The following is a 20,189-nucleotide window of genomic DNA, read 5'->3' as shown; positions in this document are numbered from 1 at the left end:
TTCAGGTCCGTGATCGGGCGAGTCGTCGTGCCGGTGCAGTGAGGACGAGAACGAGGGCGGTCGCGGCGATCACGGCCGCAGCCGAGATCAGTGCGATGGTGCGCGGCCGGTGATCCGGTACCGGGGGAGGAGTCGGCTCGGCGACGGCAACCGCCGGCATCGGCTCCGCGCGCCCGGCCGGCAGCGGCGCGGTGACGGCGGCGAGCGGGTCGACGACCCCGTGGCCCACCTGAGGATTCCATCCTTCCGCGGGGGAGTGGGCGGTGCTCTCGATGCGCGTCATCACCTCTCGGGCGGACAACTGCGGGTACCGCGAGCGCACCAGCGCGACCGTCGCCGCGACGAGCGGCGCCGCGAAACTCGTCCCGGACACCGGTCTGCCGCCCTGGGGGCCGGGGATCAGGTCGGCCAGACCGTCGGTGCCGGGATTGAGTGAGACGAGCCCGCTCCCGGGAGCGGCGACGTCGACCCACGGCCCGGGCAGGCTGTACCCGGCCGGTGTGCCGTCGTCCTCGACCGCGCCGACGGTGAGGACGTACTCGTCGTACCAGGCCGGTGATGCCAGGGTGACGACCGAATCCCACGGATCCGCACCGGGATCGGCCGGATCCGCCGAGCGCGGATTGCCTTCGCGGCAGGTGTCGGTGTTGCCGGCCGCCGCGACGACGACCGCGTCGTGTACATCCGTCGCGTACTGCACTGCCGCTCCCAGCGGACCGTCGACGAGGCCTTCGGCGACCGTCCGGCAGGCGACCTCGGAGATGTTGACGACGGTGGCGCCGAGATCCACCGCCTGCCGGACGGCCGCCGCGAGGGTCCGTACGTCGCCGTATCCGGAGGCGTTGCGCGCGGCATCGTCGTCCGATCGGGAGCGGTCGGAGAAATGGCCGCTCGACTGGCGGATGGCGATGATCCCCACGTCGGGTGCGCCACCGGCGAAACCCGATCCGGGTGTCGGCCGCGCCGCGATCAGGCCGGCGACGAGGGTGCCGTGCGCGTCGCAGTCCTCGGTGCCGTCACCCGTGGACACGTAGTCGCCACCCGGCCTCGGGGCCGGCAACCGCGGATGCGGATGGACCCCGGTGTCGATGACGGCGACCACCTGCCCCGCTCCCCGGGTGATCGGCCACACGGACGCGAAGTCGAGGATGCGTTGTGCCCGAGGGATCTGCGGTCCGTCGGGAGCATCCGGCAGTTCTGCGCACAGCACCCGCATCTCGGTGGCCTCGGGAGGCGCAGGCGTCGCGCCGGCGGGCAGTTGCGCCGGATCGGGTACCGGGGGCGCGGCGGTCGCGAGACCCGGAGTAGTGGTCGCTATCAGGGCGGCGAGGGCCAGGACCGCGAACCGGTGTGACAGCCGCACCGTCACAGTCCGCGGATCGCTGCGTACACACCGGCGACCCAGCAGGCCAACGGCACGACGGTGGCGATGGTCGCGTACTCCGCGATCTCGGCGATCCGGCGTTGTACCGGGGTGAACGTCCGTCGCGGCGCGACCACACCGAAGAGGAAACCGGCACACGCGAGACCCGTAGCGGATGCGAACACCGCCCACGGCGGCAACGCTCCGCTCGCTGCCGCACCGACGAGCAGCCCGAGCAGCATTACCGCGCCACCGGCCACGAGGGGAGCCGCCTGCGCGGTCGCGGTGTAGGTGCGGCCTCGGAAGACCAGGACCACGGCCGACGCCACGGCCAGTGCTACCGCGGGCACGGACACGTCTCCGTCCAACGGGAACGCGGCGCACCACGCTCCGCCCGCCGTGAGTAGGACGACGGCGTGGACGATTCCGGTGAGCGCGCTCCGTGCTCGATTCGCACGGTGCTCGAGCTCCGCCTGTGACGGCAACCCGGACACGCTGCTCTCGGGGGTCTCCGGTTCGAGCGGAGCGCCCGGAGCAGGGACCGGGGGGATGGGGAGTTTCGCGAGCATCGCCGCGAGGCGTGGTGCCGTGCCGGCGAGCAGCAGCGCCACCACCACCGTTCCGGCTCCGAGGGCGCGCGCCTCGAGCTCGGTGGTCGACGCGAGGGTGGCCGTCACGACGACGCCCGCGGCGGTCGCGGCGACCGCCGTGCACGGTGCGAGGCCGATGCGGGTGGCACGCACGGCGAGCACTGCGACCGCACCGGTCAGTGCCGCGGCGAGGACGAGACGCGGCGCCGGCGATTCGCCGGGAACGAGCAGCGCCCCGGCCGTCGCTGCGAGCGGGAAGGCGCACCACAGCAGCGCGGTCGCGGTCCGTCGATCGTCGTGGAGCCGGGCGAGGATGCCTGCGGCGAGCAGCACCAGGAGAGGCAGCGCGGCGCACACGGCTCCGAGGGCGAGACGGCTCGCGCCGTCGGGCAGGAACAGCAACGGTACGCAGCCCGCGGCGAGGGCGACCGGACCCAGGACGGCCGCGATGAGACCCGACGGGCCCGCACCCCACGGCGTCGTGGTCCGGTCCGAGGCCGCGACGCTGTACATGACGTCGTCGAACAACGGTGGAGGAGCGGGGGATCCGGCGTCCTCCAGGACGAGGATCTCCCCGTCGCGGACGCCGTGCTCGTCGAGACTCAGCGCACCGGACAGCGGGGCCCGACCGATCCGGGCGAGCGCCCAGCCGTCGGGTTCCGTGCGTTCGGGTGTCGCGTCGAAGTCGTTGTCGGGCCGGTGGCCGGCGACGAGATTCACGATCCCCGGGAGCAGCAGCGCCACCGGAACGTCGAGGGGCAGTGCGAGATCGACCTCGGTGTGGCGGGCGAGCACGGTGATCCGGCACAGATCCGGGGCGCCCACCTGCCCCGGGGTCTCGGATCGCGCACGCACAGATGTCATCGGCCTCGGTTCCCCCCGTCACTGCAGTCCGAACGACGCAGACCATACGACATCGTCCCGACCGGTGTCGTGCCCGAGTTGTCCGTCGAGGGGCCGAGGGGCGAACAGGAGCACGGAAGGTCGCAGCCATGGGTTAGTCTTCCACGACCGTGGGGCCGTAGGGGGCGGCCGACGGCGTTCCGGGGGGTGACGAACGTGAGTACCGTGCGTTTCGTACGCAGAGCACGGCGGGAGGCACCGCGCGCTCCCAGCGGCGAGGTGAGTGTCCAACCGCCACCGGACATTCCCCGGGCCACGCCCGGCAATCTGGTGACCAGACTGCTCCCGCTCGTGATGGTCGCGGCGATGATCGGGATGGTCGCGCTGATGTTCACCACCGGCGCCGCACGCAGCCCCATGGCGATGATCTTCCCGCTCATGATGGTCGTGTCCCTGGTGGGCATGCTCGCCAACGGTGGTCGCAGCGGGGGAGCGAAGACCGCCGAGGCGAACGAGGACCGCAAGGACTATCTGCGCTATCTCGACCAGCTCCGGCGCGAGGTCACCGAGACGGCGCACGAACAACGTCGGGCGCTCGAATGGTCGCATCCCGACCCGGCCCTGCTGTGGACCCTCGCCGGCACCGTCCGGATGTGGGAGCGGCGCAGCACCGATCCCGACTTCGGTCACCTCAGGGTGGGGCGCGGCGGGCAGCGACTCGCGACCCGACTCGTGCCTCCGGACACCGGGCCGGTCGAGGATCTCGAACCCGTCGCCGCCCTGTCGCTGCGCAGGTTCGTGCGCGCGCACTCGGTGGTGCAGGCGCTGCCCACGGCTGTGTCGCTGCGGGGTTTCGCGGCGATCGGCCTCGAGGGCGATCGCCGCGCGGCGCGCTCGCTCGCTCGGGGGATGCTCGCGCAGGCGTGCACCTTCCACGGTCCCGACACACTGCAGGTCGCCGTCGTGTGCGGGCCCGACACCGCTGCGGAATGGGAATGGATCAAGTGGCTGCCGCATGCGCAGAACCCGGTCCTGCGCGACGGTGCGGGCAGTGCACGCACGGTGTTCGGTTCGCTGTTCGAACTCGAGACCGATCTCGCGGCGGTCCTCGCCGGTCGCAGCAGATTCGTCCGGAACGCCCCGGCCACCGAGGGTGCCGTGCACCTCGTCGTGGTCGTCGACGGCGGGGTCACGGGATCGGGTTCGGGGGTGCTCGACGACGGTCTCGACGCAGTGACCGTGCTCGACCTCTCCGGTTACGCCACGCGGCTCAGCGCGACGCGCGGCCTGCGCCTGGTGGTCGAGGAAGGACGGGTCGGGGTCGCCACCGGCACCGACGTCGACATCTTCGCCGATGCCGACGGCATCGGGACTCCGCAGGCACAGACGTTGGCCAGACTGCTCGCGCCGTACCGGGTGACGAGCGGAGCGGTGGACGAGAGCGCCGGCGACGACCGGCCGTCGAGCTGGCAGGAGCTGCTGGGCCTCGGGGACGTGGCCCGCTTCGACCCCGCGCAGGTATGGGTGCCACGCCGCGGGCGCGACCGCCTGCGGGTACCGATCGGTGTCGGCATCGACGGTGCGCCTGTCGAACTCGACCTCAAGGAGGCCGCCGAGAACGGGATGGGACCGCACGGACTGTGCATCGGCGCAACCGGATCGGGAAAGAGCGAGTTCCTGCGGACGCTGGTCCTCGGTCTCGTGGCGACGCACCCGCCGGAGGCACTCAACCTGGTCCTCGTGGACTTCAAGGGCGGCGCGACCTTCCTCGGTCTGGACCGGATCTCGCACGTCGCGGCGGTGATCACCAACCTCGCCGACGAGATCGCGATGGTCGACCGCATGAAGGACGCCCTCGAAGGCGAGATGAACCGCCGCCAGGAACTGCTCCGGACCGCAGGCAACTTCGCCAACGTCGGCGACTACGAGAAGGCCAGGGCGGCAGGTGCACCGCTCGACCCGCTGCCCGCGCTGTTCATCGTGGTCGACGAGTTCTCCGAACTGCTCTCTCAACAGCCCGAATTCGCCGACCTCTTCGCGGCGATCGGACGCCTGGGCCGGTCGCTGCACATGCACCTGCTGCTCGCCAGCCAACGACTCGACGAGGGTCGCCTCCGCGGTCTCGACAGCCACTTGTCGTACCGCATCGGCCTGAAGACCTTCTCCGCAAACGAATCGCGGAGCGTTCTCGGCGTTCCCGACGCCTACCACCTGCCGTCGACACCCGGCGCCGGATATCTGCGGACCGATTCCGCCGACATCCAGCGGTTCTCCGCGGCGTACGTCTCGGGGCCGTACGAGCCCGGCCGCCCCACCCGGCGCACCCGATCGGCGGTGCCGGCCGGCACGTCCCGGCCCCGGCTCTTCACCGCGCGGGCGGTGCCGGTCGACGCCGGTCCGCCCGCCCCGGTCACGGAGCCGCTCCCGGTTCTTCCCGCGGGCGACGGCCGGAGCGTGCTCGAGGTGGTCGTCGACCGGATGCGGGGGCACGGAACACCGGCGCACGAGGTGTGGCTTCCTCCGCTCGACGACTCCCCGTCGCTCGACATGCTGCTGCCCAGGTCGGTGCTCACCGGCGACGTGCCGCGTCACGCAACCTTGCGCACCGTCGTCGGTGTCGTCGACCGGCCGTTCGAGCAACGCCGCGACCCGCTGGTGGTCGACCTGTCCGGGTCGGCCGGCAACGTCGTGGTGGTCGGCGGCCCGCAGTCCGGGAAGTCCACACTGCTGCGCAGCCTCGTCCTGTCGATGGCCCTCACGCACAACGCCGAGCAGGTGCAGTTCTACGGTCTCGATTTCGGTGGTGGCACGTTGTCCGGTCTGGCCGGCCTGCCGCACGTCGGTTCCGTCGCGGGGCGGCACGACACCGACCGGGTGCGCCGCACGGTCGCGGAGATGATGTCGCTGCTGCGTCGTCGCGAACGGTCCTTCGCCGAGAACGGCATCGAGTCCATAGCTCAGCTGCGGCGGATGCGCGCCGACGCGGTCGCACCGGCCACCGGCGATCCGTTCGGCGACGTCTTTCTCGTCGTCGACGGTTGGCCGAGCATCCGGCAGGACTTCGAGGCACTGGAACAGACGATCGGGATCCTCGCCGCCCAGGGTCTGTCCTACGGCATCCACGTGGTGCTCAGCGCCCCACGCTGGGGTGACGTGAGGCCCGCCATGCGCGACCTGCTGGGTACGCGGCTCGAACTCCGCCTCGGCGACCCGTCCGACTCCGAGTACGGCCGAAAGAGAGCGGCGATGGTGCCGGAAGGGCGGCCGGGACGCGGTATCGACCGCGATGGCCTGCACATCCTGGGGGCGCTGCCGCGGGTGGACGGAAGCTCCGATCCGGCCGATCTCGCGGTCGGCGTCGCAGCGGCGGTCGAGGCCGTCCGTGCTGCCACGCCGGGGCGTTCGGCGCCACCGGTGCGCATGCTGCCCGAACGCATCGACCGGCCCGACCTTCTCACAGCTCTGCCCTCAGGGTGGCCGCCACCGGCCGACGCGTCCCCGGCGGCCCGGCTCTCCGTCCCGATCGGCATCGACGAATCCGAACTCGCGCCCGTATCGGTGGATTTCACCGACCATCCGCACCTGCTGATCTTCGGCGACTCGGAGTGCGGCAAGACCAATCTGCTGCGAGGGCTGTGCCGCGGACTGGTCGAAGCCGGCAGCGGTGCGCAGACCAGGATCATCGTCGGCGACTACCGCCGCACGCTGCTCGGTGTCGTGGGCGGCGACCATCTCGGGGGATACGCTGCGTCGGCAACGGTCCTCGCAGCCATGGTCCGCGAACTCGCCGGCATCTTCGAGCGCCGGCTGCCGGGCCCCGGCACGACGCAACAACAGCTGCGCGATCGATCGTGGTGGACCGGACCCGAAGTGTTCGTGGTGATCGACGACTACGACATGGTCGCCACCTCTGGCCAGAATCCGCTGCTGCCGTTGCTCGACTATCTCCCGCAGGGACGTGACATCGGCCTGCACCTGGTGGTCGCACGTCGCTCGGGTGGTGCCGGACGCGCGATGTACGAACCGATTCTCGGGCGTCTGCGGGAGTTGTCGACTCCGGGTCTGATCATGAGCGGTAGCCGCGACGAGGGAGCGCTCGTCGGCGCGGTCCGTCCGTCGCCGGTGCCGCCGGGCCGCGGCACACTCGTACGACGCGACGGCACGGCGCTCGTCCAGACCGCGTGGGCGCCGGAGGTGTGATGGCGCTCCGGGACGAGACGGTCGTCGCGGTCGCGTTCACGCTGACACCCGGATCCGTCCACATCGGATGGCCCGGAACCACGCGCAGCGTGCCCGCTCTCGCCGCGGATCTCGGCGACCGACGGGTCTACGGAGCGGCAGCGGAGCAACCGTCGGAGCCGGCCGGCGTCGCAGGACTCATGGATGTCACGGAACTCGTGGATGCGGCCGCGGTCGAAGGGGAAACCGAACTCGGAGAACTGCTGAGCGGGCTCGTCTCCTACGCCGCAGCGACCGTGGGTGCACCGGACATCGGCGGGGTGGCGTGCGCGATACACCCGACCTGGTGGAACGAGCGGCGCCGCGATCTCTTCCGGACCGCCGTGCGGCAGGTCGCAGGCGATACGATCCTGCTTCCGGCCGCGGTGGCCGCCGCGCGCGCCGCCGATCCTGCGCCGCACGAGCGGTGTGCGGTGCTCGAATTCGCCGCCGGGGGAGTCACCGCCGTGAGCATCGCTCCGCCGGGGCCCGACGGGCCGACCGTCGAACGACTCGCACGCGATCCGGGTCTGTCGGTGCACTCCCCGGACGCCGCGATGCGACTCGAGAACCTGTTGACCTCGGTGTGCGGCGGGGCTGGGCCGGAGGTCGTGGTGGTGACCGGCGGCCCGGGCGAACCGTCCGGTGTCGAATCCTTTTCTCTCGCAGTTGATCTCGTGGATTCGGGTCGGCGGGTCCTGCCCGTCGCGGCCTCGGAGATGCTCAGCGCCGTGACCGGCCCTCCGGCGCCACCGGCCGGAACCGGAGGGACCGCGAGAGCCGCGGCCATCGCTCCGACGACCGACGGACCCGACAGGACACTGCCGTGGCTCAGCGAGGTGCGCGCACGCCCGGATCCCCCTCGTGGCGGGCGGGCCGGCACGGTGCCCGCGCTGGTCGTCGCCGGGGCGGTGATTCCGTTCCTGCTCGCCGCTGCGATCTTCCTGTGGCCGCTTCTCACCGGAGAAGGTGGAGACGCGGAGGTCCCGGCTCCGCCGGAAGTCGTTGCTGCAGAGGAGCCGCCGACCGACGCTCGTGAGCCCGAGTCGGCCGCCGACGCCGGTCCCTCCCCGTCGACGCGGATCGACGCCGGTCCGCTGCACCTCGACCTGCCGGAGGGCTGGCGCGTCCGCGACCCCGCGACCGTGCCCGAGGGGCGCGCGGAACTGATACCGGTCGGCGGAACCGATCGCCGGATCCTGGTCGTGTACCGCGATCTTCCCGACGGGATCGACGAGCGCTCGGTCGCCTCCGCGTTGGCGGAGCGGGCCGCCGAACGTGCACCTGTTATCCGCGACCTCGACACCGACACGACCTTCGCCGACCGCAAGGTCGTGGCGTACACCGAAGTTCCCGACGACTACTCGGTGGTGCGGTGGTCGGTCCTGGTCTTCCCCGGACTTCAGGTCTCCGTGGGATGCCAGTACCTCGAGGGGGAATGGACCCGTATCCGGAGTGAATGCGAGCAGGCCGTCCACACCCTCCGGGGCGGGTGAGAAAAGTAGGTCCACGAATTTCGGAAGGCGCGGAACCGATACCGGATCGGGTGCGTCCAACCAGATGTAGGAGCCAGGACCGGCTCGACACCGAGCCGGATGATCCACGCACGAGCGAAGGAGTACGCCGTTGACCCAACCGACCGGCAATTCGAATCACCTCACCACCGATGTAGCGACGATGGAGGTCGTCGCGGGACAACTCCAGGACTCCCGCGCCGAACTCGACGCGATCCTCGGTCGTCTGACGGGCGTGGTGCAGTCCGCGCCGTCGGTCTGGCGGAGCCGCTCGGCGGAACAGTTCGCTGGAATCATGGAGCGCTGGAACGTCAACCACACCAAGCTGTCGAACGCCCTGGACGAACTGGCAGAAGCCGTGCGCACCAGTGGACGGTCGTACGCCGCTGCCGAGGACCAGCAGGCCCAGTCCTTGTCGGCGATCGACCCCGATGGCGGTTCGGTGCTCAACGGGTCGTTCAACTGATCGCCGGTCGCTCCGGCACACAGCCCTCCGGCACACATTCGAGAACAAGGAGAACGATCCGTGTCCGAGATCTATCAGAACTTCGCCGGCGTCGCCGACCTGCACGCCCAGCTCGTGTCCGGTCAGAAGGCGATCGAGGCGACGCTCGACCGCATCGAGGGGCAGGTGGCGCCCCTCATCGCCACCTGGGACAGTGGGGCGCAGGAGCGCTACGCCGCCACGCAGGCGCGCTGGAACGAGGCCGAGGCCGGCCTCATCCAGGTGCTGCACGACATCGGTCGGGTGGTCTCGACCGGTAACGACAACATGCAGGAGGTCGAGCGACTGAACCAGCAGCGCTTCCCGGGCTGATCCGGGTCTGCCGGATCCGGACCGATCCGGCGCTGTCACGTCCCGGTGGTGGAGAGGCCGCCGGGACGTGCTGCTGCTTCCGGGGTGCTCCAGCGGAGGGTGCGCAAGGGTAGGGCTGCTGCGGCGCTTTGACCGGCCCGGCGTCCGCCCGGTAGAGTGTCCCCTCGGCGTGTCGCACGTCGTCGTGCCCTGTGGTGCGACGAACACCTCTCCCGGGTCCCAACTGGCCGCCGGGCGTGGCAACCGTCGGCATGCAGGCCAGCAGCGAAACGATAGACGAGGAAGATCTGTGTCTACGTACACACCGAAGGCCGGCGACGTGACCCATCAGTGGCACGTCATCGACGCCACCGACGTGGTGCTCGGCCGCCTCGCGGTGCAGGCGGCAAACCTGCTCCGCGGCAAGCACAAGCCCACATTCGCGCCGCACGTCGACGGTGGTGACTTCGTCGTCATCATCAACGCCGACAAGGTTGCCGTCTCCGGCAACAAGCGGACCGACAAGTTCCTCTACAGCCACTCCGGTCACCCGGGCGGTCTGCGGGCTCGTTCCGTCGGCGAGGTTCTCGAGAAGAACCCCGACCGCCTCGTGGAGAAGGCCGTCACCGGCATGCTCCCGAAGAACAAGCTCGGTCGCGCCATCGCGAAGAAGCTGAAGGTCTACGCGGGCCCGAACCACCCCCACGCCGCGCAGCAGCCGGTGCCGTTCGAGATCAAGCAGGTGGCACAGTGACGACGCCCGAGGAACAGAACGTGAACCCCGAAGAGTACGTCGAGAACGTCGAGGTCGCTGCAGACGAGTACGTCGAGGACGTCGTCGAGGCACCTGCTGCCCCGATCGTGTTCGACCGTCCGGTCCAGACCGTCGGTCGCCGTAAGGAGGCTGTCGTCCGCGTCCGCCTCGTGCCCGGCACCGGCAACTTCACCCTCAACGGCCGCACCATCGAGGACTACTTCCCGAACAAGGTGCACCAGCAGCTCGTGAAATCGCCCCTGGTGACGGTCGAGCGCACCGAGTCGTTCGACATCCACGCGCGCCTGCACGGCGGCGGTCCGTCCGGCCAGGCCGGCGCGCTGCGTCTCGCCATCGCGCGTGCACTCACCGAGGTCACCCCCGAGGATCGCCCCGCGCTCAAGCGTGCCGGCTTCCTCACGCGTGACCCGCGTGCCGTCGAGCGCAAGAAGTACGGCCTGAAGAAGGCCCGTAAGGCATCGCAGTACTCCAAGCGCTGATGTGCCGCCGACGCTGATTTCGTCAGAGTCGGCACCTGTTCCATCACGAGAGCAGGCGTCGGTAGACATCTCCTACCGGCGCCTGCTTTCGTGCATTCTGTCCTCTATCGACACCCGCGGCGGGGGCCGCACACGACTGGGAGGCTGTGTACATGGGTCGGTTGTTCGGCACCGACGGAGTCCGGGGCTTGGCCAACGCCGAGCTCACATTGGAGCTGGCAGTACGCCTGGCAGGCGCTGCGGCAGCGGTCCTGGCCCCGCAGGGTGCCGAGCGGCGACCGGTCGCGGTCGTGGGTCGAGATCCACGCGCGAGCGGGGAGATGCTCGAGGCGGCCGTCACGGCCGGACTCACCGCAGCCGGAGTCGACGTGGTGTCGGTGGGCGTACTGCCCACCCCAGCGGTCGCGTACCTCACGGGTGACTACGGCGCCGACCTCGGCGTGATGATCTCCGCGTCGCACAATCCGATGCCCGACAACGGCATCAAGATCTTCGCAGCCGGCGGGCACAAGCTCGACGACGGGGTCGAGGACCGGATCGAAGCGGTGCTGCACGGCGACGCCGAGAGCGCCGCACGCCCCACCGGCTCCGGTATCGGCCGGGTGCGCGTCGTGTCCGACGCCCTCGACCGCTATCTCGCGCATCTCGCGACGGCCGTGCACAAGCCGCTCACCGGTACGACCGTAGTGGTCGACTGCGCGCACGGCGCCGCCTCGCAGGCCGGCCCGGCCGCCTACGCGGCCGCAGGTGCCACGGTCATCGCGATCAACGCCGAACCCGACGGACTGAACATCAACGACGGCTGCGGATCCACGCACCTATCCGTGCTGCAGCAGGCCGTGCTCGAGCACGGCGCCGACCTCGGTCTCGCGCACGACGGCGACGCCGACCGCTGCCTCGCCGTCGATGCGACCGGCACGGTGGTCGACGGTGACGCGATCATGGCGATCCTCGCTCTCGGCATGCACGAAGCCGGTGAACTTCCCGACGACACCCTCGTCGCCACGGTGATGAGCAATCTCGGTCTGCATCTCGCGATGCGCGCGGCGGGGATCCAGGTGCGCACCGTCGGCGTGGGCGACCGCTACGTGCTCGAGGAGCTTCGCCGCGGTGGCTACGGCCTCGGCGGTGAGCAGTCCGGCCACATCGTCCTGCCCGCGCACGCTACGACCGGCGACGGCGTGCTCACGGGCCTGCGCCTGATGGAGCGGATCGCCACGACGGGTCTGCCGCTCGCGAAGCTCGCCTCGGTGATGACATCGCTTCCGCAGGTCCTCGTGAACGTGCGGGTCCACGACAAGGTCGCCGTCGCGAGCGATCCTGCGGTGGCGGACGCGGTCGCGGAGGCCGAGCGCGAACTCGGTGAGACCGGCCGGGTGCTGCTGCGTCCGTCGGGCACCGAGCAGCTCGTACGCGTCATGGTCGAAGCCGCCGACGACGATCACGCCCGGGCGGTCGCCGACCGTCTCGCGGGAGTCGTCGCCGCCGTCTGACCTGCGCGGTCCCTGCCCTTCGCTGCCGGTTTCCGCTCGCAGTCACGCTGCGGTGGAACCGGATCGTCCTGCGCTGCGTCCTAACCCTTCGAGAGGGTTCGGTGGGTGAAGGGCGGACATGGACACACAGCACAGCACGATCCAGGTCGACGGCGACGCGGTGCGAGCCGTCGCGGCACGACTCGAGGAGGTCGCCGAGGACGCCGACGACGAGATCCGTCGTGGCTTCGGCGGTCTCGTCTTCGACGGCTCCGGTGCCGGATCGACGCACCGGTCGGCCGGCGTTCGCGTCGAGACCGGATATCGCAGGATGCGTGCGACGTGTGAGAGCTGGGCGGCGACCCTACAGGCGCAGGCCGACGCATTGCGCGCGGCGGCGGACAGATACCGGCACCAGGACGACGCGACCGGCATCGCCCTCACCGCTGTGACCGGTGCCGAACTCGACAGCGTCGGGTTCGGCGACGCAGGGACCCGGCAGCCGTGAGGACCCCTCCCGAGAGCGCAGGCGACATCCTCGACGCGGGAGCGCCCGGCCTGGCCCGTCTGACCGACCTCGTGCAGTCCCTGCACACTCTCGGGCTCGAGTCCGGCTGTTGCGTCGCGGACGTCCGGGCACGCTACGACGAGGAACGAACCCTCTCGTTGCCCGCCCTCGCCGACGACGCCGCCACGACGCGCTCGCTCGCGACCTCGCTCGGTCGTCGGACCGACGAACAGCGTCGCCTCTTGCAGCAACTCGACGAGTCGTGGGACGGATCCGCCGCCGACCGGGCTCGCGCCGAGCTGACGGCCACCGTCCGTTCCGGAGTGGCGCTGTGTGCGTCGCTGACCGATCTCGCGGTCGCGCTGGAATCGGCGGCCACCGCGATCGCCGCAGCGTTGCGTGAGAAGGCCCGCGTCGTCGGGGAACTCGCGGAAGGCACCGTCGACGGTCGCACGAGGGACGAGATCGACACGATCGTCGCCGGAGCGAGCGGTGGCCCGCACGGACCGAGCCCGGAGGAGCATGCCCGCTGGTTCGGCAACCCGCCCGGTGGCAACCTGGGCGACCCGCCCGGTGGCGACGTGGCCGACCCTGCCGCCGAGTGCCGGCGATGGATGGAGGAACGTCTGGTCCCGGCGGTCCGGGACGCCGTCGACGTGGTGCTCGGGGCATGTGAGGAGGCCGGCCGCCGGATCGCCGGCAGCGTCACCGACCTGGCGACGACCACCGAACGCGTCGCCGATGATGCCGGGGCGGCGGCCGCGGGCGTATCGGGTGCCGGGACGGTGGCTCCCGTCGTCGACGACGGGTCGACGCAGCACGGACCGAGCGACCCGCCGAATCAAGGTGCACTGCTGACGGTTCCCGGGATCCGCCCGGGCGAACGCAGACGCGAACACACCCCAGGACCGGTCGAGGCCGACCGCCGGCAGGACGAGAACGACGAGGGCGGTGCAGGAGTCGTGCTCGCGGAAGCCGGACCGCTGTGACGCGAACGACGGAACGTCAGCGCCCGAGGAGCAGGTTGACCTGCGTGCCGAGATCGCGATCGACGACGTCGGGGTCGGAGATCACCGTGGAGCCGGGCAGCTCGGTGGTGAGTTCGGAGAAGATCGCGTACGTCTTGTCGCCCGTGAGACGGTGCAGCAGGAAGCCGGTGAGCAGCGCACGAGTGCGTTCCTGGGTGCGACGCTCGGCACCACCGACGCCGAGCGCTCCGAGCAGGCGGCGTCCCTCGACGAGTCCTTCGTCGTTCGCCTTCTCGACGACCCGCAGCTGCACGTCGTCGCTGCCCCAGCCCCGGGCGACCGCGACGGCGTCGCTGGTCATCGACCCGATGCTCTTCTCGCCGACGAGGACGAGGCCCGGTGCCCGCACGCGGCCCGCGGCTTCGGAGGCAGCGGGGGAGACGGGCGAGGGGTAGAGCGCGGCGACGGCCGCGACCTCACGCCTCGCAGCGGCGAGCACTGCCGCCCCGGCACCCGAGCCGTGGCCCACCAGCGCGAGCTTCGACGGATGGACACTGATCCGCCCGGTACCGAGACGCACGCCGGTGCAGATGTCGAGGGTGGTGAGCAGGTCGGTCGACAAGCCGATCGCCGACGGCACCGGTCCGCGCTCGGTGTTGGGCGCGCCCACCACGATTCCCCAGGACGCGAGGTGCTCGAAGAGCTTCGTGTACTTCGTGACCCCGGTGAGCCAGCCGTGCCCGAACGCGATCGCGGGCAGGTCGAAGCCTTCCGCGGGGGTGTACACGACACCCGGCTGACCGGCGAGCGCCAGGTCGCCGCGCAGCACCGAGTGCGGGCCGCGCCGGGAGAGTTCCTGAGCCAGTTTCTTGGGGTTCGCCGCCACGGCCTGAACGTTAGCGGATGGTGATGCCCGCCGGGGTCGGTGCGTACCGGACGGCGTGCCCCGATGCAGGTGTACGGGCTCACCGGTGTGTTGTTCCCGGGCGGGGGTCGACCAGTACCCTGCTAGGCATGTGCGGAATCGTGGGCTATGTCGGGCACCGTCGTGCTCTCGACGTCGTGGTGGAAGCGCTGCGGCGGATGGAGTACCGGGGTTACGACTCGGCGGGAATCGCCATCCTCGACGGCAAGGGTGGTCTGGCCGTCGAGCGGAAGGCGGGGCGGCTGGTCAATCTGGAGGCCGAGCTCGCCGAGATCGGCGAGGAGCACTTCGCCGGTACCGCGGGGATGGGGCATACCCGGTGGGCCACCCATGGTCGTCCCACCGACCGCAATGCGCATCCGCATCGCGACGCGACCGGCAAGGTCGCGGTGGTGCACAACGGCATCATCGAGAACTTCGCGCCGCTGCGTGAGGAGCTCGAGAAGTCGGGTGTGGAGCTGGCCAGCGACACCGACACCGAGGTCGCGGTGCATCTGGTGGCCCGCGCCTACGCCGAGGGTCCGACGGCGGGCAACTTCGTCGACAGCGCTCGCAGTGTGCTGCGCCGCTTGCAGGGTGCGTTCACACTGGTCTTCGCCCACGCCGATCATCCGGGCACGATCGTCGCGGCGCGCCGGTCGACGCCGCTGGTCGTCGGGGTCGGCGACGGTGAGATGTTCATCGCCTCGGACGTCGCGGCGTTCATCGAGTTCACCCGGGAGGCGGTCGAGCTCGGTCAGGACCAGGTCGTGGTGATCACGAACAACTCCTACGAGGTCACCGACTTCGACGGCAACACCGACGTGGCGACGCGGCCGTTCACCATCGACTGGGATCTTGCCGCCGCCGAGAAGGGCGGCCACGACTACTTCATGCTCAAGGAGATCGAGGAGCAGCCGGCCGCGGTCGCCGACACCCTGCGCGGTCACTTCGTCGACGGGTGCATCGTGCTCGACGAGCAGCGCCTGTCCGATCAGGAACTGCGCGACATCGACAAGGTGTTCGTCGTCGCCTGCGGCAGCTCGTACCACTCGGGCCTGGTCGCCAAGTACGCGATCGAGCACTGGACCCGCCTGCCCGTCGAGGTCGAGCTGGCCTCGGAGTTCCGCTACCGCGATCCGGTGCTCGACCGGTCCACGCTGGTCGTGGCGATCTCGCAGTCCGGGGAGACCGCCGACACCCTCGAAGCGGTCCGGCACGCCAAGGATCAGAAGGCGCGGGTGCTGGCGGTGTGCAACACCAACGGCGCGCAGATCCCGCGGGAGGCCGACGCGGTGCTCTACACCCGCACCGGCCCGGAGATCGGTGTGGCCTCGACGAAGGCGTTCCTGGCGCAGATGGCCGCGAACTACCTCGTGGGTCTGGCGCTGGCGCAGGCGCGCGGCACGAAGTATCCCGACGAGGTGGCCCGCGAGTACCAGGACCTGGCGGCGATGCCGGAGAAGATCGCCGAGCTGCTGACCGGCATGGAGCCGGTGCGGGCGCTGGCGCGGGAGCTGTCTGCCTCGCCGGCCGTGCTGTTTCTGGGTCGGCACGTGGGCTACCCGGTCGCGCTCGAGGGTGCGCTCAAGCTCAAGGAGCTGGCGTACATGCACGCCGAGGGTTTTGCGGCCGGTGAGCTCAAGCACGGCCCGATCGCGCTGATCGAGGACGGGCTGCCCGTCATCGTCGTGATGCCGTCGCCGAAGGGCCGCGCCGTGCTGCACAGCAAGCTGCTCAGCAACATCCGCGAGATCCAGGCCCGCGGGGCCGTCACCGTCGTCATCGCCGAGGAGGGCGACGAGACGGTCCGGCCGTTCGCCGATCACCTCGTCGAGATCCCGTCGTCGGCGTCGCTGCTGCAGCCGTTGTTGTCGACGGTGCCGTTGCAGGTCTTCGCCGCGGAGGTCGCGCAGGCCCGTGGTTACGACGTCGATAAGCCCCGCAACCTCGCCAAGTCGGTCACCGTCGAATAGCGACCCACCCGCCGGTGCAGGAGGGACGATGCGCAGTTTTCACCCGTCCGACGTGGTCCGCGCGGCGGAGGCGCCGCTGCTGGAGTCTCTCCCCGAGGGAACCCTCATGCGGCGCGCGGCCTACGGACTCGCGCGGGTCGTGGCTTCCGAACTGCGTGAACGCACCGGTGGGATCGCCGGTCGGCGGGTGAGCCTGCTCGTCGGGTCCGGCGACAACGGCGGCGACGCGCTGTGGGCGGGAACCTTCCTGCGCCGGCGGGGCGTGTCCGTCACTGCACTGCTGCTCGACCCCGACCGGGCGCACCCCGCGGGTCTGCGGGCACTGCGGAAGGCCGGCGGGCGGATCGTCCCGGCGACTCCAGAGCACCTCGGCGACCCGGACCTCGTGCTCGACGGCATCGTCGGCATCTCCGGGCGCGGCCCGCTGCGACCGGCGGCGGCCGCGCTCGTGGACGAGATCACCGCGCCGATCATCGCCGTCGACATCCCGAGCGGTGTCGACCCCGATACCGGTGCCGTCGACGGACCGGCGATCACGGCCGCGGTGACCGTCACCTTCGGCGCCTACAAGCCGGTCCATGCACTCGGCGCCACGCGCTGCGGTCGCGTCGAACTCGTCGACATCGGACTCACACTCCCGGAGGCCGGGCTGGTCGCGGCGGAACCGTCCGAGATCGGCGCGATCTGGCCGGTGCCCGGCGCCGAGGACGACAAGTACTCCCAGGGTGTGGTGGGTGTCCGTGCCGGCAGCGCCCGGTATCCGGGGGCGGGTGTGCTGTGCACGGGAGCGGCCGTCGCCGCGACCTCCGGCATGGTGCGCTACGCCGGGTCGGGTGCCTCCGAGGTGCTCGCGCGGTTCCCCGAGGTCGTCGTGTCGCCCTCGGTGGCCGAGACCGGGCGGGTGCAGGCCTGGGTCGTGGGGCCGGGTGCCGGTACCGACGATGAGGCCTGCGCGAACCTGCGCGACATCCTCGCCACCGACCTGCCGGTGCTCGTCGACGCCGACGGACTCACGCTCCTCGCCCGCGAACCCGGTCTCGTGCGGGGCCGGTCCGCGCACACCCTGCTCACCCCGCACGCCGGCGAGTTCGCACGCCTGACCGGGAACCGCCCCGAACCGGACCGGGTCGCGGCGGTACGTTCCCTCGCCGCCGACTGGGGAGTGCACGTGCTGCTCAAGGGGCGCGCGACGCTCGTGGCACGGCCCGACGGGCACGTCTTCGTCAACGATGCGGGCGGTTCGTGGGCGTCGACCGCGGGTGCCGGGGACGTGTTGGCCGGTGTCATCGGGTCGTTGCTCTCGTCGGGCATGCCGGTGGACCTGGCCGCGGCGGCCGGTGCTCGGGCCCACGCCCTCGCCGCGAACCTGGCCGCGCAGGACCCCGAGTCCCCTGGAGCGGCGCCGACCTCGGCGAGCGCGATCCTCTCGCGACTCGGCGACTCGATTCGTCTGCTGCGCACCCACATTGCCGAATCGTGACGTGGTACACGGGGACACGACGTCGGCGTCCGACGGCACAGTGGCAGGATCGACAGACGTGACCACGACCCAACGCACCCCGCGACCTGCACGTACCGTCCTTCCCCAAGCCGAAGCCCTCATCGATCTCGATGCCGTGGCGGAGAACGTACGAGCGCTCCGGGAGTACGCGGGTCCCGCTGCGGTCATGGCCGTCGTCAAAGCCGACGCCTACAACCACGGGGCCGTTCCGGTCGCGCGTGCCGCGCTCGCCGCAGGCGCCCGCGAACTGGGTGTGACGACGCTCGGCGAGGCCCTCGAACTCCGCGCCGCGGGTATCGAGGCTCCGATCCTGTCGTGGCTGCACACCGCCGACTCCGATTTCGCTCCCGCCGTCGAGGCCGGGATCGAACTGGGCGTGTCCTCGCCGCGGAATCTAGCGGCCGTCGTCGAGGCGGCGCGGCAGGTCGGGGTCACCGCGACCGTCACGGTCAAGGTCGACACCGGCCTCAACCGCAACGGTGTCGCCGTCGACGAGTGGGACGACATGGTGCGCGACCTGGGCCGGGCACAGGCCGAAGGTGTCGTGCGGCTGCGTGGAGCCTTTTCGCACCTCGCCCACGGCGACGAACCCGAGCATCCGGGCAACGCCGAGCAGCGCGACCGGCTGAGCGAGGCCGTCGCGGATCTGCGGCGGCACCATCTGGCTCCCGAAGTGGTGCACCTGTCGAATTCCGCGGCCACCGTCACCCGTCCCGACCTGCGATTCGACATGGTTCGGCCCGGAATTGCGATGTACGGGTTGACACCGATCCCGGAACTCGGCGACCTGGGCTTCCGGCCGGTGATGACCGTGCGGGCGAGGGTGGTGCTGGTGAAGAAGGTGAAGGCGGGAGACGGGGTGTCCTACGGGCACACCTGGACTGCTCCCGCGGATACGACGGTGGCGCTGCTGCCCATGGGATATGCGGACGGGATCCGCCGCAATCTCAGCGGGCGCATCGAGGTGCAGCTCGGCGGGCGCCGGTGCCCGCAGATCGGGCGCGTGTGCATGGATCAGGTCGTCGTCGACCTCGGCCCCGATGGGGCAGGAGTAAGCGAGGGCGACGAGGTGTTGTTCTTCGGTGACGGGCGTCACGGAGAGCCGAACGCCCAGGACTGGGCGGACAAGCTGGGCACGATCAACTACGAGATCGTGACCGGCATCGGCGGACGGACCGTCCGGACCTATGTCGGAGCGAAGGGAGCGTGACGTCATGTCCCTCGTGAACAGGATGGGACTCCTCGGTGCGAGCCTTGCGACGCTCGCATCGTCGGCGGGACTGTACGCGGTCAAGACCGCGGGCGCGCCCGCCCATGAGATCTATCAGAACGAGGACTTCGACGAGATCCTCCGGCTCCCGCGCCGCATCGTGACCACCGAGGACGGTGTCCCGCTCGTGGTCCGCGAGAGCGGCTCGGCCCTGGCTCGGCTCACCGTCGTGTTCGTCCACGGCTACTGCCTGCGCATGCAGGCCTGGCATATGCAGTACCGCCACCTGCGCGAACAGTGGGGGCGTGACGTGCGTGCCGTCTTCTACGACCAGCGTGGTCACGGCGAATCCGGTTTCTCCGGTGCCGCGACGTGCACCATCGCGCAGCTCGGCCGCGACCTGGGCCGGGTGATCGACGAAGTCGCGCCCACCGGTCCGGTGGTGGTGGTGGGCCACTCGATGGGCGGCATGACCGCGATCGCGCTCGCCTCCCAGCGGCCCGACCTGTTCGGTGAACGCATCGTGGGCGTCGGTCTGCTGGCGACCACCGCGGCAGGGCTCAGCAAGACCGGTATCGGACGCAATCTCGAGAACCCGGTGATCGACGCGTTCCGGTACGCGGCGCGTACCGCACCGGGATTCGTGCAGTTCGCGCGCGGCGCGGCCCGTGCCGTCGTGACGCCGATCCTGCGTGCGGCGTCCTACGGCACGGTCGTGAGCCCCCGCCTGGTGAAGTTGTCCGACCGGATGCTCGACGAGACGTCGGTGCTCACCATCGTCAACTTCCTCCGCACCCTCGAACTGCACGACGAGTCCGCGGCGCTTCCGGTCCTGGGCACCGTGCCCGTGCTGGTGCTGTCCGGCGACGCCGACATGGTCATCCCGTACGCGAGTTCCGAGGCGCTGGCGGAGCAACTGCCCGATGTCGAACTCAAGCGGGTACGTGGTGCCGGGCACCTCGTGCAGCTGGAGTTCCCCGAGGTGGTCGACCGTGCCCTCGATCGTCTGATCCAGCGGAGTTTCACGCAGGGAGTGAACGGAAGGCAGATCGCAATTGGGTGATTCGCAATC

At 70.7% G+C, this 20,189-nt stretch carries 16 protein-coding genes; 13 read left to right on the top strand and 3 right to left on the bottom strand.

Features of this window, described 5'->3' with window-relative positions; translation table 11 throughout:
- Nucleotide 1: 1 nt before the first annotated feature.
- Both mycP and eccD read right to left on the bottom strand, forming a co-directional pair.
- Nucleotides 2-1,369: a type VII secretion-associated serine protease mycosin gene (gene mycP / locus K3M35_RS19265; protein WP_033096999.1), complete on the bottom strand. Its 1,368-nt coding sequence runs from the start codon at nt 1,367-1,369 to the stop codon at nt 2-4.
- Entirely contained in the window at nt 1,366-2,817 is a 1,452-nt protein-coding gene (eccD, locus tag K3M35_RS19260; RefSeq protein WP_259444246.1) for a type VII secretion integral membrane protein EccD, read from the bottom strand. Before eccD ends, mycP begins: the two co-directional genes overlap by 4 nt.
- 195 nt (nt 2,818-3,012) lie before the next feature.
- Between eccD and eccCa the strand changes: the two genes are divergently transcribed.
- The 9 genes from eccCa to K3M35_RS19215 all read left to right on the top strand — a co-directional run bounded on the left by eccCa (nt 3,013) and on the right by K3M35_RS19215 (nt 13,547).
- Nucleotides 3,013-6,996, top strand: coding sequence for a type VII secretion protein EccCa (eccCa, locus tag K3M35_RS19255; RefSeq protein ID WP_220666886.1), 3,984 nt, complete (start codon nt 3,013-3,015; stop codon nt 6,994-6,996).
- On the top strand, nt 6,996-8,510 hold the full coding sequence (locus K3M35_RS19250; RefSeq protein ID WP_259444245.1) for a type VII secretion-associated protein: 1,515 nt from the start codon (nt 6,996-6,998) through the stop codon (nt 8,508-8,510). Before eccCa ends, K3M35_RS19250 begins: the two co-directional genes overlap by 1 nt.
- Nucleotides 8,511-8,640: 130 nt before the next feature.
- On the top strand, nt 8,641-8,994 hold the full coding sequence (locus K3M35_RS19245; protein WP_019288588.1) for a WXG100 family type VII secretion target: 354 nt from the start codon (nt 8,641-8,643) through the stop codon (nt 8,992-8,994).
- A gap of 60 nt (nt 8,995-9,054) precedes the next feature.
- The gene (locus K3M35_RS19240; RefSeq protein WP_016690931.1) at nt 9,055-9,345 is read left to right on the top strand and encodes a WXG100 family type VII secretion target; all 291 of its coding nucleotides are present in this window, start codon (nt 9,055-9,057) and stop codon (nt 9,343-9,345) included.
- A 289-nt stretch (nt 9,346-9,634) separates the two neighbouring features.
- A complete protein-coding gene (rplM, locus tag K3M35_RS19235; RefSeq protein WP_006550055.1) occupies nt 9,635-10,078 on the top strand; it encodes a 50S ribosomal protein L13 in 444 nt (147 codons plus the stop codon).
- A complete protein-coding gene (rpsI, locus tag K3M35_RS19230; RefSeq protein ID WP_006550056.1) occupies nt 10,075-10,578 on the top strand; it encodes a 30S ribosomal protein S9 in 504 nt (167 codons plus the stop codon). Before rplM ends, rpsI begins: the two co-directional genes overlap by 4 nt.
- 152 nt (nt 10,579-10,730) lie before the next feature.
- The gene (gene glmM, locus K3M35_RS19225) at nt 10,731-12,071 is read left to right on the top strand and encodes a phosphoglucosamine mutase (protein ID WP_220666884.1); all 1,341 of its coding nucleotides are present in this window, start codon (nt 10,731-10,733) and stop codon (nt 12,069-12,071) included.
- Between the two features lie 118 nt (nt 12,072-12,189).
- Complete coding sequence (locus K3M35_RS19220; RefSeq protein WP_220666883.1) at nt 12,190-12,558, top strand: hypothetical protein; 369 nt, start codon at nt 12,190-12,192, stop codon at nt 12,556-12,558.
- Nucleotides 12,555-13,547, top strand: coding sequence for a WXG100 family type VII secretion target (locus tag K3M35_RS19215; RefSeq protein WP_220666882.1), 993 nt, complete (start codon nt 12,555-12,557; stop codon nt 13,545-13,547). Before K3M35_RS19220 ends, K3M35_RS19215 begins: the two co-directional genes overlap by 4 nt.
- 16 nt (nt 13,548-13,563) lie before the next feature.
- Here the strand turns inward: K3M35_RS19215 and K3M35_RS19210 are convergent, their stop codons facing one another.
- Nucleotides 13,564-14,412: a hypothetical protein gene (locus K3M35_RS19210; RefSeq protein ID WP_220666881.1), complete on the bottom strand. Its 849-nt coding sequence runs from the start codon at nt 14,410-14,412 to the stop codon at nt 13,564-13,566.
- Between the two features lie 128 nt (nt 14,413-14,540).
- On the opposite strand from K3M35_RS19210, the gene glmS reads away from it, so the two are divergent.
- Genes glmS through K3M35_RS19190 form a run of 4 tightly spaced genes read left to right on the top strand, consistent with a single transcriptional unit; the run spans nt 14,541 to nt 20,180 of the window.
- Complete coding sequence (glmS, locus tag K3M35_RS19205; protein ID WP_006550061.1) at nt 14,541-16,406, top strand: glutamine--fructose-6-phosphate transaminase (isomerizing); 1,866 nt, start codon at nt 14,541-14,543, stop codon at nt 16,404-16,406.
- Nucleotides 16,407-16,434: 28 nt separating this feature from the next.
- Nucleotides 16,435-17,886, top strand: coding sequence for a bifunctional ADP-dependent NAD(P)H-hydrate dehydratase/NAD(P)H-hydrate epimerase (locus K3M35_RS19200; protein ID WP_006550062.1), 1,452 nt, complete (start codon nt 16,435-16,437; stop codon nt 17,884-17,886).
- A gap of 58 nt (nt 17,887-17,944) precedes the next feature.
- Nucleotides 17,945-19,117: an alanine racemase gene (gene alr / locus K3M35_RS19195; protein ID WP_220666880.1), complete on the top strand. Its 1,173-nt coding sequence runs from the start codon at nt 17,945-17,947 to the stop codon at nt 19,115-19,117.
- A 4-nt stretch (nt 19,118-19,121) separates the two neighbouring features.
- Nucleotides 19,122-20,180, top strand: a complete 1,059-nt coding sequence (locus tag K3M35_RS19190; RefSeq protein ID WP_006550064.1) for an alpha/beta fold hydrolase — start codon at nt 19,122-19,124, stop codon at nt 20,178-20,180.
- Nucleotides 20,181-20,189 lie beyond the last annotated feature (9 nt).

It is taken from the genome of Rhodococcus sp. DMU2021 (assembly GCF_019641445.1).
GTDB classification, from domain to species: domain Bacteria; phylum Actinomycetota; class Actinomycetes; order Mycobacteriales; family Mycobacteriaceae; genus Rhodococcus; species Rhodococcus pyridinivorans.
Note: the sequence above shows the minus strand (reverse complement) of the source record. Positions and strands in the feature narration are given on the sequence as shown.